Source organism: Citrobacter sp. B72 (assembly GCF_016894305.1).
Classification (GTDB): Bacteria; Pseudomonadota; Gammaproteobacteria; order Enterobacterales; family Enterobacteriaceae; genus Citrobacter; species Citrobacter portucalensis.
The window spans coordinates 4,368,223-4,382,037 of sequence record NZ_CP069801.1 but is presented as its reverse complement, the minus strand read 5'-3'; the positions used below and the strand labels follow the sequence as shown (position 1 = coordinate 4,382,037).

Genomic DNA, 13,815 nt, shown 5'->3' with positions numbered 1-13,815 from the left:
ATTCATCCCGCCAATTCTTACCTAATATCGATGAGTCCTGATAACAGGATCGTCGTATCATAGACACACTAAAGGCCGTAGAGCCTGAACAACACAGACAGGTACAGGAAGAAAAAACATGGTAGATCAGGTAAAAGTCGACACCGCTGAAGAGGCGTCGTCTGAACAGTCGCTACGGCGCAATCTCACAAACCGTCATATTCAACTTATTGCTATTGGTGGCGCTATCGGTACTGGCCTGTTTATGGGCTCCGGTAAAACCATCAGTCTCGCCGGACCGTCGATCATCTTTGTGTATATGATCATCGGTTTTATGCTGTTTTTCGTGATGCGTGCAATGGGTGAATTGCTGCTCTCGAATCTGGAGTACAAATCGTTTAGTGATTTTGCCTCTGACCTGCTCGGGCCATGGGCCGGGTATTTTACCGGTTGGACCTACTGGTTTTGCTGGGTCGTTACCGGGATGGCAGACGTTGTCGCCATTACCGCGTATGCGCAATTCTGGTTCCCCGAACTCTCAGACTGGGTCGCCTCGCTGGCGGTGATCGTGCTACTGCTGAGCCTTAACCTCGCCACCGTAAAAATGTTCGGTGAGATGGAGTTTTGGTTCGCGATGATCAAAATCGTTGCCATTATCGGCCTGATTGTCGTCGGTCTGGTGATGGTGCTGACGCACTTCCAGTCGCCAACCGGCGTTCAGGCATCGTTCACGCACTTGTGGAATGACGGTGGCTGGTTCCCGAAAGGTCTGAGCGGCTTCTTTGCCGGCTTCCAGATAGCGGTGTTCGCATTTGTGGGTATTGAGCTGGTGGGTACGACCGCAGCGGAAACCAAGGACCCGGAGAAATCTCTGCCGCGCGCCATTAACTCGATTCCAATCCGTATCATCATGTTCTACGTGTTCGCGCTGATCGTGATTATGTCCGTTACGCCGTGGAGCTCGGTAGTGCCAACCAAGAGCCCATTCGTTGAACTGTTTGTGCTGGTTGGTCTGCCTGCTGCGGCGAGCCTGATCAACTTTGTTGTACTGACTTCAGCTGCCTCTTCTGCAAACAGCGGCGTGTTCTCTACCAGCCGTATGCTGTTCGGTCTGGCGCAGGAAGGCGTTGCGCCTAAAGCGTTTGCCAAACTCTCAAAACGCGCAGTTCCGGCGAAGGGTTTAACCTTCTCCTGTATCTGTCTGCTGGGCGGCGTGGTGATGCTGTACGTGAATCCGAGCGTGATTGGCGCCTTCACCATGATCACCACTGTATCGGCGATTCTGTTCATGTTCGTCTGGACCATCATTCTTTGCTCGTACCTGGTGTACCGCAAGCAACGTCCTCACCTGCATGAAAAATCAATCTACAAGATGCCGTTAGGCAAGCTGATGTGCTGGGTATGTATGGCGTTTTTCGTCTTCGTACTGGTACTGCTGACGCTGGAAGAAGATACCCGCCAGGCGCTGATCGTCACGCCGTTGTGGTTCATCGCGCTGGGTCTGGGCTGGTTGTTTATCGGTAAGAAACGTATGGCAGGCGTGCGTTAATCGCTAAGACGTGAGATGTAGGCCGGATAAGGCGTTTACGCCGCATCCGGCAATATGCTGGCGGGATTGCCTGATGCGGCTTCGCCTTATCAGGCCTACGTTCGAGGTCGTTGTAGGCCCGGTAAGCGCTAGCGCCACCGGGCTTTTTTATTCACCTGCGAGGGCACGCGGGAACAACACATTGTTTTCCAAGCTGATGTGTTCCATCAGGTCGTCGATCATCTCGTTAATGCCGTTATACATGGCTTTCCAGGTGGTGCAGGCCTCTGGTGGCGGCGTTACGTTATGGGTGATGTGTTTGATCACTTCCACCAGTTCACCCGCATCGTCATGTTCGCTTTCCATCACGCTGATTGGCCCCATCGCCTGGCTACCCATGCCCTGTTTGATCATCGGGAACAGGATCTGTTCTTCTTTCATCATGTGGCTGGACAGCTCTTCATGCAGCATGGTCAGGTTTTTCGCCAGACCGCGCGGTACGTTCGGTTTGTCTGCGTGAACGCGTTCAACTTTAGTGGCCTGCAGGATCAGCTCCGGCAACTGTTCGCGGTGTCTGTCGTGAAAACGCACGATGATATGGTCGATGATTTCAGCCAGAGCCACGGTACGCCAGTCTTTCTCCAGTGGCTGTTCAGCCAGCTGCGCGAGCTGCGCCTCAATAACGTCTAAATCCAGCTCTTTACGCGCGGCAGCGCGTGCCAGCGTTTGCTTACCACCGCAGCAGTAATCCATATCGTATTTACGAAACAGGGCCGAAGCGCGAGGAATAGAGAGCGCCAGTTCACCTAAAGGTTGATCGCGATAAGACATTGCCGTTACCTCATTCTCAATAATATAAGGTGCATTTTAAATGCAACTTATTGCGAAGGATATAACCCTTTCGGGGTGGGGTATTTTGTGATGGACGTCACGAAAATTTCTTATCTCGTTAAGATGCTGAATCTTATTGGAAAGGAGAGGTACGGAGAAAAAAGCCGCACGACAGGATTAAATAAGCGCACGCCGCTGCCGATAGTTAGACCTCAGACAATACCTGCATAATAAAAGGCTACAGATGTTCAAACGAATCAAAGTGATAACCTTACTTATCACCGTGCTACTCGCGCTGGGCGCAATGCAGCTCATCTCCGCGGGCGTCTTTATTGGTGCACTCAATAACGATAAACAGAACTTTAACGTGTCTCAACTTTCCAGCCAGAACGTGGCCGAGTTTACCGATGCGTGGATTAGCCTGAACCAGGCTCGCGTCACGCTCAACCGGGGCATGCTGCGTTTACAGGGAACGATGGCCAGCGATATTAACGGCGGTCAGCTGCAGGAGCTGGTGAACACGGCAAATCGCCTGTTGGCCGAATCGAAAGAGCATTACGATAAATACTACGCTCTGCCGGAAACGCCGGGGCTGGATGAGCATCTGGCCGATCGACTGGAAGAGCAGTACGGCATCTATTCTGCGACGCTGGCAAAAATGAACGCGCTGCTGGCTGAAGGAAAGCTGGAAGAGATGTTTAAGCAGAATGCCGAGCAAAAGCAAACGGCCATGCAGGAAGTTTATCGGCAATGGCGTAGCGCGCAAACGGCGCTGGCCACTGCCGGAGTGCAGGACAATGAGAGTGATTATCAGAAGATAATCTGGCTGCTGTCCGCGGTGATGCTGATTGTCGTCACCGTGATTATCGCCAGTTGGCTGGCGATGCAGCGAGTGCTGCTCAAGCCGCTCCACGAGGTGATGGGACATATTCGCCACATTGCCGCAGGCGATTTGACGCACCCCATCAGCGCCGACGGCAGTAATGAAATGGCGCTGCTGGCAAGCAACGTCCGTGACATGCAGCAGGCGCTGGCGAATACGGTCAGCGTGGTGCGTGACGGGGCTGATACCATCTATACCGGCGCGGGTGAAATCGCCGCAGGCAGTAACGATCTCTCTTCACGTACCGAGCAGCAGGCTGCCTCTCTGGAAGAGACCGCAGCCAGCATGGAACAACTTACCGCAACCGTGAGACAGAACGCAGATAACGCGCGTCAGGCGACAAGTCTGGCAAAAAATGCTTCACAGACGGCGCAAAAAGGCGGAACCGTTGTCGATGGCGTGGTGCGTACGATGGATGAAATCGCCACCAGTTCCAGCAAAATCGCGCAAATTACCAATGTTATCGACAGTATTGCCTTCCAGACCAATATCCTTGCGCTAAACGCGGCGGTGGAAGCGGCGCGTGCGGGCGAGCAGGGGCGCGGGTTTGCCGTGGTCGCCGGCGAGGTTCGTACGCTGGCGCAGCGTAGCGCTCAGGCGGCGAAGGAGATCAAAGCGCTGATTGATGACTCAGGGAATCGGGTCAATGCCGGTACGGCGCTGGTGCATGAAGCGGGAGAAACGATGGCGGAAATAGTTAGCGCCGTGACCCGCGTGACCGACATCATGGGGGAGATTGCCTCAGCTTCTGATGAACAAAGTCGGGGTATCGATCAGGTAGGCCTGGCGGTTGCCGAAATGGATCGCGTCACGCAGCAAAACGCCTCGCTGGTAGAAGAGTCCGCTTCCGCCGCTGCCGCGCTTGAAGAGCAGGCCGCGCGGTTGAACCAGACGGTAGCGGTGTTTAAAGTGTCGCGCCGGATGGCGGCGTAAACACCTGATCCGGCCTACATGAGATCGTACAGTCCTTGTAGGCCGGATAAGCAGCGCCATCCGGCATATTATGATTGTGAAACCACCACGACGCTCGGTTTCTGCGGCTTGGCTCTGACGGCTATCACCACCCCAACCATCAGCAGTGCTATTCCGCTTACCGTCAGCAGAGGTGGAAATTCCTCGCGCAGAATAAAGGTGTACAACAGGCCAGCCAGCGTTTCGAAGACAATCAGCGGGCCGAGGATCACCGTCGGTAATTTTTGGCTGGCGACGTTCCAGCACAGTGCGCCAACCCACGAACACAATACCGCAATGGCTATCATCAGGCCGATAAACACACCCGGACGCGGACCGAAGGGCAGAGCGAAGTCCGGCGTTTGCCCGTTCAGCCACAGGCAGGCGGCAATATAACCGAGCAGAGAAACGGGCAACGTTACCAAAGCCTGGGCCGTCGCCCACATCATCGGGTGCTTATCCGGATTCTCGCGCAGCCAGCGGGCATTACGCAGCGCATACCATGCCCAACACACCACCGAGACAAGCGCCAGCGCGATGCCGGAACCATAACGCCAGCCACTAAAGTCTGGTAACCCCTGATTCAGCTCCGAGATATTCACGCACAGCAGTCCTATACCAATCAATACCAGCGCAGGCGACAGACGCCACCATGATAATTTGCCGTCACGCTGGCTGTAGAGTAGGTTAGCGAAGACTGGGATCACCACCGGTAATGTACCAATAATCATTGTGGAGACCGGTGCGCCGGTGCGCTGGATGGCGCTTGCCAGGCAAACGTAATAAATCAGATTCCCCATCATTGTTAGCGTCAGCGCAGTTACCCAGTCTTTCCGCACGAGTTGACGCAGGCGCGCACGTCCCAGCCAGGCAATCGGCAATGCGATCAGCCCCAGCGCCAGATAACGCCCCATCGACTGCAATACCGCCGGGTATTCCGGTACGATCAGCGGTCCAACAAAAATTAATCCCCACATCAGCCCGGCCAACAGGGCATACAACACACCGCTAATCATTTTGGACATCCACATCGTTTAACAATAAGTCGAGTGTAGGCAGGAAAAATGCCGCCGTATTGTATGAGATTGCTGATCAACGCCGGACGACTTGTTTCTGATAACGTACCGGCGTAATGCCGTAGCGATGGGTAAACGCGCGGGTGAGATGCGACTGGTCGGTGAGGCCGGTTGCGGCGGCGACCTCTGCGGCGGGCATACCGTAAGTGAGAAAACCTTTGGCTCGCCACAGCCGGATCGCCATCAGCATCTGGTGCGGCGTGACGTGGAAATGAGACTTAAATTGGCGCTGAAAATGCCAGGGACTCAGCGATGCAACCCGCGCCAGCTCGTCGAGCGTGACCGGATGCATATAATTATCATGCAGATACTCGCGTACCCGTTCAAAGCGATGCGCCCCCTCCGGCAATACCGGCGCATGGCGGGCCAGCGGCTGGAACGTGTCGATCAGATCGAGTAGGAGTCCTTTTTGCGCCAGCGGATCCTCCGTGTTCCACAGGCCGTGGATCAGCGAGCAGATCTGGCGCGAGCGCAGCGGATCGTGACGCGTTACGTCATGAAACCACCAGTGGCGGATCCCGGTGACCTCTTCCAGAAGGTCGGGTTCAAGGTAAATCATCCGATAGCGCCAGCCGTCGGCGGTTTCGGCTTCGCCGGTATGCAGCTCATCGGGATTCATGGTGACGACGGAATGGGCGGGGGCAACATACTGCGTGCCGCGATAACGAAAACGTTCGGCTCCGGCTTCTATCGCGCCAATGCCAAACGCTTCATGGGTGTGCGGCTCGAAAGCGTAACGCGAGATGTGTGCATGATACAGCTCAACGCCCGGCACCTGCGCCAGATGGCGAAAGCGGGCGCTGTCTTTCTCATCAATAAACTGCTCAGGTACACCTTGCACGTTTTCTCTCCCCACGCATCATCCTGTCATTATCAGAGAGGATGCGCGGGGATGCCACCACAATTAACTAATTTTTAACACTTACACGATGCCTTTGACGCTGTCAGCCAACGAGGTTGTCGGGCGACCAATCAGTTTGCTCAGCGTATGGCTGTCGTCGAACAGACCACCTTTGGAGGCGCCAGTGTCTGAGTCAGCCAGCATGTCCGCCAGCCCGGCAGGCAGGCCTACACCTTTTAGCGCGGCGGCAAAATCTGCTTCGCTCAGGTTCTGATACACCACTTTTTTACCACTCTGTTTTGCCAGCTCGGCAGCCAACTGGCTCAGGGTCCAGCCTGCGTCGCCCGCCAGCTCATAGGTTTTACCGGAATGACCGTCTTCACTGATGACGCGCGCGGCGGCAGCGGCATAGTCGGCGCGGGTCGCTGAGGCAATTTTGCCTTCACCTGCAGCCCCGATAAACACGCCATGTTCCAGTGCAGCCGGTGCGCTGGCGAGATAGTTTTCGGTGTACCAGCCGTTACGCAGCAGCGCGTAGGCGATACCGGATTCAGCCAGCATCTTCTCGGTTGCCACATGCTCATCAGCCAGCCCCAGCGGGGAGGTGTCGGCGTGCAGTAGACTGGTGTAGGCGATGAATTTCACGTGCGCGGCTTTCGCTGCGTTAACCACGTTGCGATGCTGCGGGGCGCGTTGTCCCACTTCGCTGGAGGAGATCAGCAGTAGCTTGTCGATACCCTGTAAGGCAGCCGTCAAGGCGGCTTCATCGCTGTAATCCGCCTGACGAACGGTAATGCCCTGCTGGCTAAGCGCCGTCGCTTTAGCGGGATTACGCACAATTGCCACAATCTGGCTGGCAGGAACGGTTTTCAGCAGAGATTCAATAACGTGTTGGCCCAGTTGGCCGGTGGCGCCGGTAATTGCGATCATGGGGTGACTCCTTGGTATTGGTCTTGTGTTTAATCACGCTAACACCTAAACTTACTTTTAGTAAGTACGCACAAAAAGGTTAGTATGAAAATGACAGCTTCGACGCTCTCCCAGCAGTTACGCGATGGCAACTTGTTTGCCGAACAGTGTCCCTCCCGTGAGGTGTTAAAACACGTCACCAGCCGCTGGGGCGTGTTGATTCTGGTGGCGCTGCGCGACGGTACGCACCGTTTCAGTGATTTGCGCCGTAAGATGGGCGGGGTCAGTGAAAAGATGCTGGCGCAATCCCTGCAAGCGTTAGAACATGACGGGTTTATCAATCGGGTGTCGTATCCGGTGGTACCGCCGCACGTGGAGTATAGCCTGACGCCGTTGGGTGAGCAGGTGAGCGATAAAGTCGCCGCGCTGGCGGACTGGATAGAACTGAATTTGCCGCAGGTTTTAGCGCAGCGGGACGAACGGGCTGCGTAGTTTTGTAGGCCGGATAAGACGCTATTGCGCCGCATCCGGCACGAAAATTACTTACTTAAATCCAGCTGATAAATAGCGAAACCGATGTCATCGGTCGCGACTTTCTTCAGCGGATACTGGCCTTTCTCTTTAATAAATGCCGCGGCTTTATCAGACGGTGATGTTTCAAAGCGAATATCCAGTGGTGTGTCGCTATGAATTGGCGCCAGACGCCAGTTGTTATCTGCCGCCGGGTGAATTTCACCGCCACGCTTCGTCTCAGCACCAATCCATGCGGCCAGCACCGAGCGGTTTTCATCTGGTGACGCAAACGCGATGTGGCTGTCGCCGGTTCCGGCAAACTTACCGCCGTAGGCGCGGTAGTTGTTGGTCGCGACGAGGAAGGTGGCATTCGGATCGATTGGTTTGCCGTTAAAGGTCAGATTTTTAATACGTTCCGCTTTCGGGTTAATGGTCTGACATTCACCGTCGTAGCGGGCGGGTTGTGAAACATCAATCTGATAATTCACGCCGTCAATCACGTCGAAATTATAGGTACGGAAGCCATCCCAGTTAATCAACGACTGTGGTTTGCTGCTGTGGATATCAATCTGATTGAACTGCCCGGCGGAACATTCCAGCCACTCTTTCACCTCTTTACCGCTGGCTTTCACCACCACCAGAGTGTTGGGATAGAGATACAAATCAGCGGCGTTACGGAAGGTTAACTGGCCTTTTTCGACTTCTACGAAGCTTGCCGGATCGTTCTTGCGTCCACCGACCTTAAACGGCGCGGCGGCGGAAAGTACCGGCAGTTTTGCCAGATCCGGATCGCCCTGAATAAAGTGTTCCACATAGGCTTTCTGCGCGTTGTTCACCACCTGTACGGTCGGGTCATCCTGTACCAGCGCCAGATAGCTGTACATGTTGTCGGCGGATTTACCGATCGGTTTGCTGACAAACTCACGCGTGGCGTCGTGATCGGCTTTCAGGATCTCAACGATTTTTTTGTCTTCTGCTGCCAGTGATTTTTTGGCTGCTGCGTCATAGATCGGGCGAGCCTCGGCTTTCGCCTGAGTGACCTGCCATTTACCGCTGTCGTTATTCAACACTAAATCCACCACGCCCAGGTGATCGCCCCACATACCCGGCATCACCGCAGGAACCCCATTCAGCGTACCTTTTGTGATATCTGCGCCTTTAATATTGGCAAAGTCTTTACCCGGGAAGACGGCGTGAGCGTGACCAAACATAATGGCATCCACGCCCGGTACTTCGCTGAGGTAATAAACGGAGTTTTCCGCCATCGTTTGATATGGGTCGGCAGAAAGCCCGGAGTGAGCAACCACCACCACGACATCGGCGCCTTTTTCTCTCATTTCCGGAACGTATTTGCGTGCCGTTTCCGTAATGTCGTTCACCGTGACTTTGCCGCTGAGGTTGGCTTTATCCCAGGTCATAATCTGCGGTGGAACAAAGCCGATATAGCCAATCTTCAGCGTCTGCTTGTTCCCTTCCTTGTCGACCACTTCAGTGTCTTTGATCAAGTAAGGCGTAAACAGCGGCTTTTTGGTCTTCACGTCGATGATATTGGCGTTAACGTAAGGGAACTTCGCTCCGGCTAGCGCGTTGTGCAGATACTCCAGACCGTAGTTGAATTCATGGTTGCCGAGGTTACCCACCGCGTAATCCAGGGTATTCAGCGCCTTATATACCGGGTGAGTTTCGCCCGCTTTCAGCCCCTTGGCCGCCATGTAATCCCCGAGCGGGCTACCCTGAATCAGATCGCCATTATCAACCAGCACGCTGTTTTTGACTTCACCACGCGCAGCGTTGATCAAACTTGCCGTACGTACCAGACCGAATTTTTCAGTCGGTGTATCTTTGTAATAATCGAAATCCATCATATTGCTATGCAAATCAGTGGTTTCCATTATACGCAGATCGACGGTCGCGGCATTGACGCTGGCTGCAATCAGCGTTGCCAGAAGCGTTGCACTAAACTTAATCATCAGGGGCATCCTTTTAAGATCTAAGCCACAAAAGAAAATGTATATAAATCTTCTTGCTTACAGAACTGTGAATCATGACATGAATATAGCGTTTAAAACCGCAGACGCTATCACAGTTGGCGGATCCCCTGACGATCGGGTATAAGTAAAACAACGAGTTAACACCACTGACAGAAACGAGGTGGAGAATGCTAGAACATGTATGCCAGCTTGCACGGAACGCGGGCGATGCCATTATGCAGGTCTACGATGGAATCAAACCGATGGAGATTACCAGCAAGCAGGATGATTCTCCGGTCACGGCGGCAGATATCGCCGCACATACGGTGATCCTCGAAGGATTACTGGCGCTGACGCCGGATATTCCGGTTCTGTCTGAAGAGGCGCCTCCTGGCTGGGATGTTCGCCAGCATTGGCAGCGCTACTGGCTGGTGGACCCGCTGGACGGGACCAAAGAGTTCATTAAGCGTAACGGTGAATTTACCGTCAATATTGCGCTGATCGAGAAAGGAAAGCCGGTTCTGGGCGTGGTTTACGCGCCGGTAATGAAAGTGATGTACAGCGCAGCAGAAGGTAAAGCGTGGAAAGAAGAGTGCGGCGTACGCAAACAAATTCAGGTTCGTGACGCGCGTCCGCCGCTGGTGGTCATTAGCCGCTCGCATGCCGACAATGAGTTAAAAGAATATCTGCAACAGTTGGGTGAGCACCAGACCACGTCGATTGGCTCATCGCTGAAGTTCTGCCTGGTGGCGGAAGGGCACGCACAGCTGTATCCGCGTTTTGGGCCAACCAACGTGTGGGACACCGCCGCTGGCCATGCCGTTGCAGCCGCAGCCGGAGCGCACGTTCACGACTGGCAGGGGAAACCTCTGGATTACACCCCACGTGAATCGTTCCTCAACCCCGGCTTCCGCGTCTCTATTTACTGAGTAATTTGTGCAGCAGGGCAATTACCTGCTGCACCTCTTCCTGCGTTAATGCGCCATCTTTTGCCCACTGCACGCGTCCGTCCTTGTCGAGTACGGCGATAGCGGAGCTCTCTTCATCCAGTTGCCAGGCTTTACGCGCAATGCCATTGCTGTCGACAATGAATTGCGACCACGGGTAGAGCTTCTTATTGCTCTCCAGACTGCTGCGCACAAACATACCGGAACCGGGAATGGCGTCATCCGTGTTGACGATAGTGGTGGTCTGGTATTTGTCGTGCGGCAGGTTGGCGGCTTTAATTGCCTCGATCAGCGTCGCATTTTTCTCTTTGGCGGAGGTGCGTCCGGCAATGTGTTGCACAATTCGCACTTTGCCTGGCAACTGCGCGCTATTCCAGCTTTTGTAGCTAAACTTATCGTTATCGAGAATCAGTTCGCCACGATCGGCGATCCCCACCGGCGGTACGCGCTGGTCAGTCTCAAACTTATGTGCGGAGGCAATCATCGGCAGTAGCAGGCACGACAGCGCCAGCAGTTTTCGTAAGGTCATAGGTTTTCCTTCTTTCTTTTATTTTGCAGGTGATCCGACCACTTGGGTCTGGAATTTAATCATATGTGCGAATGATGCTTTTTCCCGCAAGCGCGATGCCAGTTTGCGGACGGGCGCACAAATCCTGCGAAAAATGAAGGCTTATACTGAAGACAGCGAAGCGTTGAAAAGATAATTCTGAATAATTGTAACTTGAAGGTAAATAAACTTATACACGCTGGAAACATCAACGAGATAGTCTATAGTCATAGGGCATTAAAATTTGCGCCTGAGGATTGTCGGACCGATTGTGGTACCGCAAAGGCGTAATGCTCAGCAGGAGACAACAATGAAAATTTTCCAACGATACAACCCGCTGCAGGTGGCGAAGTACGTGAAGATCCTGTTTCGTGGACGGTTATATATCAAGGATGTAGGCGCTTTTGAATTTGATAAGGGTAAGATTCTTATCCCAAAAGTGAAGGACAAGCTGCATTTTTCCGTGATGTCCGAAGTTAACCGTCAGGTCTTGCGTCTGCAAACTGAGATGGCTTGATCAAAGTGCTATGCAGTAGTTAAAAAAACGGCTCCTGATGGGAGCCGTTGATGTTTCTGTAAGGCGTTAAGATGCCTTTGCCTCTTCTTTTGCATCTGGCAGTTTTGGTACCAGAACAGTAGGTTTGCTGTCCAGACGCGTCACCAGCAGCTGATCGATCTTGTAGTTATCGATATCCACCACTTCAAATTTGTAGCCTGAATACTTCACCGAGTCGGTGCGTTTCGGGATTTTACGCAGCATAAACATCATAAAACCACCAATGGTTTCATAGTTGCCGGACTGCGGGAACTCGTCGATATCCAGCACGCGCATCACGTCATCAATCGGCGTACCGCCGTCGACTAACCATGAGTTTTCATCACGTGCCACTATCTGCTCTTCCAGACCCTGACCTACCAGATCGCCCATCAGCGTCGTCATAACGTCGTTGAGGGTGATAATCCCCACCACCAGCGCGTACTCGTTCATGATGACGGCAAAGTCTTCGCCTGCGGTCTTGAAGCTTTCCAGCGCTTCAGAGAGCGTCAGCGTGTCCGGGACGATCAGCGTATTGCGGATCTGTACGCCGCTGTTCAGCGCCATGCTTTGGTTCGCCAGTACGCGGTTGAGGAGATCCTTTGAATCAACATAACCAATGATGTGGTCGATATCTTCGTTACACACCAGGAATTTGGAGTGCGGATGTTCCGCCACCTTGTTCTTCAGGCTTTGCTCATCTTCATGGAGATCGAACCAGATAATATTCTCGCGCGAGGTCATTGAAGACGGGACGGTACGGGATTCCAGTTCGAATACATTTTCAATCAGCTCATGCTCCTGCTTGCGCAGAACACCCGCCAGCGCACCCGCTTCGACCACGGCGTAAATGTCGTCCGAGGTGATGTCGTCTTTACGCACCATTGGGATCTTAAACAGACGGAAAATGTTGTTTGCCAGACCGTTAAAGAACCACACCAGCGGGCGGAAGACCAGCAGGCAGAAGCGCATCGGGTTGATGATACGCAAAGCCACAGCTTCTGGCGCAATCATACCGATGCGTTTCGGGGTTAAATCCGCGAACAGGATGAACAGGCCAGTAACCAGCGAGAACGACAGAATAAAGCTTAACTGTTCGGACAGCTCTGGAGCGAAGTACTTCGAGAAAAGGCTGTAAAACGCCGGAGAGAATGCTGCATCACCGACGATACCGCCGAGAATGGCGACCGCGTTAAGGCCAATTTGCACGACGGTAAAAAACATGCCGGGGTTTTCCTGCATCTTCAAAACACGTTGTGCGTTTACGTTGCCTTCATCGGCAAGCAGTTTAAGTTTTATTTTGCGTGATGCAGCAAGCGAGATCTCAGATATCGAGAAAAACGCACTCACGGCGATCAGGCAGAGAATGACTAAAATACTGTTTAACATATCTTATCCGACCGTTCGGGTCAGATCCTCGGAAGGGAGAAGTTGATACTCGTCGTCTTTCAAGCTGCAGGTGCGTTAGCTGCACTCATTCACCCCAGTCACATAGTTCTCTATGCTCCTGGGGATTCACGAGTTTGCCGCCTGCCTGCAACTCGAAATCCTTAGAGTATAAATCCAATGGAATATTCATTGAAAACCGGCTCGTGGAAGTGAGCCGGTAAATTCAGAAGCTAGTATAGCGTAAGGTACTGTAAAGTCGCCAGAGGGGGAAATTATCCTTGTGGGGGCAGGCAAACACCAATACCACCAATGCCACAATATCCGTAAGGATTTTTGTGCAGATACTGCTGGTGATCGTCCTCGGCATAATAGAACGGGGTTGCCGTAGTGATTTCCGTGGTAATGGTGCGCTCGTCGCCTGCGGCGGTCATTGCTGCCTGAAAACGTTCAAGGCTGGCCTGTGCGGCGGCGGTTTGTTCCGGCGTTAACGGGTAAATGGCGGAGCGATACTGCGTGCCCTGGTCGTTCCCCTGACGCATGCCTTGAGCCGGGTCGTGATTTTCCCAGAACACCTGCAGCAGTTGTTCGTAGCTGATAACATGCGGGTCATAGACGATGCGTACCGCTTCGGCATGCCCGGTATCGCCAGAACACACTTCACGATAGGTTGGGTTTGGGGTGTAGCCGCCGGTGTACCCGGCCGCTGTGCTGTAGACCCCTGGCAATGACCAAAATAAACGCTCAACGCCCCAGAAACATCCCATGGCGAAATAAGCTATCTCCATACCGTCGGGCACGTTGGTCATCGAATGTTGGTTAACCGCATGCAGCGTTGCCACTGGCATCGGGGTGTTGCGTCCAGGTAGCGCATCTGCTTGAGTAACAAGATGCTTTCTATCAAATAAACTCATGGCCG

At 53.5% G+C, this 13,815-nt stretch carries 13 protein-coding genes; 5 read left to right on the top strand and 8 right to left on the bottom strand.

The annotated features are described in order from the left end of the window. Nucleotides 1–118 precede the first annotated feature (118 nt). Nucleotides 119–1,528, top strand: coding sequence for a D-serine/D-alanine/glycine transporter (gene cycA, locus JQN59_RS20935; RefSeq protein ID WP_048227199.1), 1,410 nt, complete (start codon nt 119–121; stop codon nt 1,526–1,528). A 147-nt stretch (nt 1,529–1,675) separates the two neighbouring features. Here the strand turns inward: cycA and ytfE are convergent, their stop codons facing one another. Continuing rightward, a complete protein-coding gene (gene ytfE / locus JQN59_RS20930) occupies nt 1,676–2,338 on the bottom strand; it encodes an iron-sulfur cluster repair protein YtfE (protein WP_103768626.1) in 663 nt (220 codons plus the stop codon). A 244-nt stretch (nt 2,339–2,582) separates the two neighbouring features. On the opposite strand from ytfE, the gene JQN59_RS20925 reads away from it, so the two are divergent. Then, nucleotides 2,583–4,154 (top strand): methyl-accepting chemotaxis protein, encoded by a 1,572-nt coding sequence (locus tag JQN59_RS20925; protein WP_149607490.1) that lies wholly within the window; start codon nt 2,583–2,585, stop codon nt 4,152–4,154. A gap of 68 nt (nt 4,155–4,222) precedes the next feature. Here JQN59_RS20925 and JQN59_RS20920 read toward each other — a convergent pair whose 3' ends face one another. The 3 genes from JQN59_RS20920 to JQN59_RS20910 all read right to left on the bottom strand — a co-directional run bounded on the left by JQN59_RS20920 (nt 4,223) and on the right by JQN59_RS20910 (nt 7,019). Then, nucleotides 4,223–5,188, bottom strand: coding sequence for a DMT family transporter (locus JQN59_RS20920; RefSeq protein WP_003830433.1), 966 nt, complete (start codon nt 5,186–5,188; stop codon nt 4,223–4,225). A gap of 76 nt (nt 5,189–5,264) precedes the next feature. Next, nucleotides 5,265–6,089 carry an AraC family transcriptional regulator gene (locus tag JQN59_RS20915; protein ID WP_032944272.1) on the bottom strand — a complete coding sequence of 275 codons (825 nt, stop codon included), beginning with the start codon at nt 6,087–6,089 and terminating at the stop codon, nt 5,265–5,267. Nucleotides 6,090–6,170: 81 nt separating this feature from the next. Further along, entirely contained in the window at nt 6,171–7,019 is an 849-nt protein-coding gene (locus JQN59_RS20910) for an SDR family oxidoreductase (RefSeq protein ID WP_149607491.1), read from the bottom strand. Between the two features lie 90 nt (nt 7,020–7,109). Here JQN59_RS20910 and JQN59_RS20905 point away from each other — a divergent pair, with 90 nt between their 5' ends. Beyond that, the gene (locus JQN59_RS20905; RefSeq protein WP_032934267.1) at nt 7,110–7,490 is read left to right on the top strand and encodes a winged helix-turn-helix transcriptional regulator; all 381 of its coding nucleotides are present in this window, start codon (nt 7,110–7,112) and stop codon (nt 7,488–7,490) included. Nucleotides 7,491–7,537: 47 nt separating this feature from the next. Here the strand turns inward: JQN59_RS20905 and cpdB are convergent, their stop codons facing one another. Next, on the bottom strand, nt 7,538–9,481 hold the full coding sequence (gene cpdB, locus JQN59_RS20900; RefSeq protein WP_122973767.1) for a 2',3'-cyclic-nucleotide 2'-phosphodiesterase: 1,944 nt from the start codon (nt 9,479–9,481) through the stop codon (nt 7,538–7,540). A gap of 188 nt (nt 9,482–9,669) precedes the next feature. Between cpdB and cysQ the strand changes: the two genes are divergently transcribed. After that, nucleotides 9,670–10,410 (top strand): 3'(2'),5'-bisphosphate nucleotidase CysQ, encoded by a 741-nt coding sequence (gene cysQ / locus JQN59_RS20895; protein WP_008786026.1) that lies wholly within the window; start codon nt 9,670–9,672, stop codon nt 10,408–10,410. Here cysQ and JQN59_RS20890 read toward each other — a convergent pair. Then, nucleotides 10,400–10,957, bottom strand: coding sequence for a YtfJ family protein (locus JQN59_RS20890; protein ID WP_048215073.1), 558 nt, complete (start codon nt 10,955–10,957; stop codon nt 10,400–10,402). The genes cysQ and JQN59_RS20890 overlap by 11 nt on opposite strands. A 328-nt stretch (nt 10,958–11,285) precedes the next feature. Between JQN59_RS20890 and JQN59_RS20885 the strand changes: the two genes are divergently transcribed. Further along, nucleotides 11,286–11,492, top strand: a complete 207-nt coding sequence (locus JQN59_RS20885; RefSeq protein WP_003025710.1) for a DUF1107 domain-containing protein — start codon at nt 11,286–11,288, stop codon at nt 11,490–11,492. A 66-nt stretch (nt 11,493–11,558) separates the two neighbouring features. On the opposite strand, the gene JQN59_RS20880 is transcribed toward JQN59_RS20885, so the two are convergent. Further along, nucleotides 11,559–12,899 (bottom strand): hemolysin family protein, encoded by a 1,341-nt coding sequence (locus tag JQN59_RS20880; RefSeq protein ID WP_003025713.1) that lies wholly within the window; start codon nt 12,897–12,899, stop codon nt 11,559–11,561. A 272-nt stretch (nt 12,900–13,171) separates the two neighbouring features. After that, complete coding sequence (gene msrA, locus JQN59_RS20875; RefSeq protein WP_003830412.1) at nt 13,172–13,810, bottom strand: peptide-methionine (S)-S-oxide reductase MsrA; 639 nt, start codon at nt 13,808–13,810, stop codon at nt 13,172–13,174. Nucleotides 13,811–13,815: the final 5 nt, after the last annotated feature.

Coding starts and splice junctions, on each gene's coding strand:
- JQN59_RS20880 (WP_003025713.1), bottom strand. CDS start 12,899: ATGTTAAACAGTATTTTAGTCATTCTCTGCCTGATCGCCGTGAGTGCG.
- JQN59_RS20925 (WP_149607490.1), top strand. CDS start 2,583: ATGTTCAAACGAATCAAAGTGATAACCTTACTTATCACCGTGCTACTC.
- cysQ (WP_008786026.1), top strand. CDS start 9,670: ATGCTAGAACATGTATGCCAGCTTGCACGGAACGCGGGCGATGCCATT.
- cpdB (WP_122973767.1), bottom strand. CDS start 9,481: ATGATTAAGTTTAGTGCAACGCTTCTGGCAACGCTGATTGCAGCCAGC.
- JQN59_RS20890 (WP_048215073.1), bottom strand. CDS start 10,957: ATGACCTTACGAAAACTGCTGGCGCTGTCGTGCCTGCTACTGCCGATG.
- msrA (WP_003830412.1), bottom strand. CDS start 13,810: ATGAGTTTATTTGATAGAAAGCATCTTGTTACTCAAGCAGATGCGCTA.
- JQN59_RS20905 (WP_032934267.1), top strand. CDS start 7,110: ATGACAGCTTCGACGCTCTCCCAGCAGTTACGCGATGGCAACTTGTTT.
- cycA (WP_048227199.1), top strand. CDS start 119: ATGGTAGATCAGGTAAAAGTCGACACCGCTGAAGAGGCGTCGTCTGAA.
- JQN59_RS20885 (WP_003025710.1), top strand. CDS start 11,286: ATGAAAATTTTCCAACGATACAACCCGCTGCAGGTGGCGAAGTACGTG.
- JQN59_RS20910 (WP_149607491.1), bottom strand. CDS start 7,019: ATGATCGCAATTACCGGCGCCACCGGCCAACTGGGCCAACACGTTATT.
- JQN59_RS20920 (WP_003830433.1), bottom strand. CDS start 5,188: ATGATTAGCGGTGTGTTGTATGCCCTGTTGGCCGGGCTGATGTGGGGA.
- ytfE (WP_103768626.1), bottom strand. CDS start 2,338: ATGTCTTATCGCGATCAACCTTTAGGTGAACTGGCGCTCTCTATTCCT.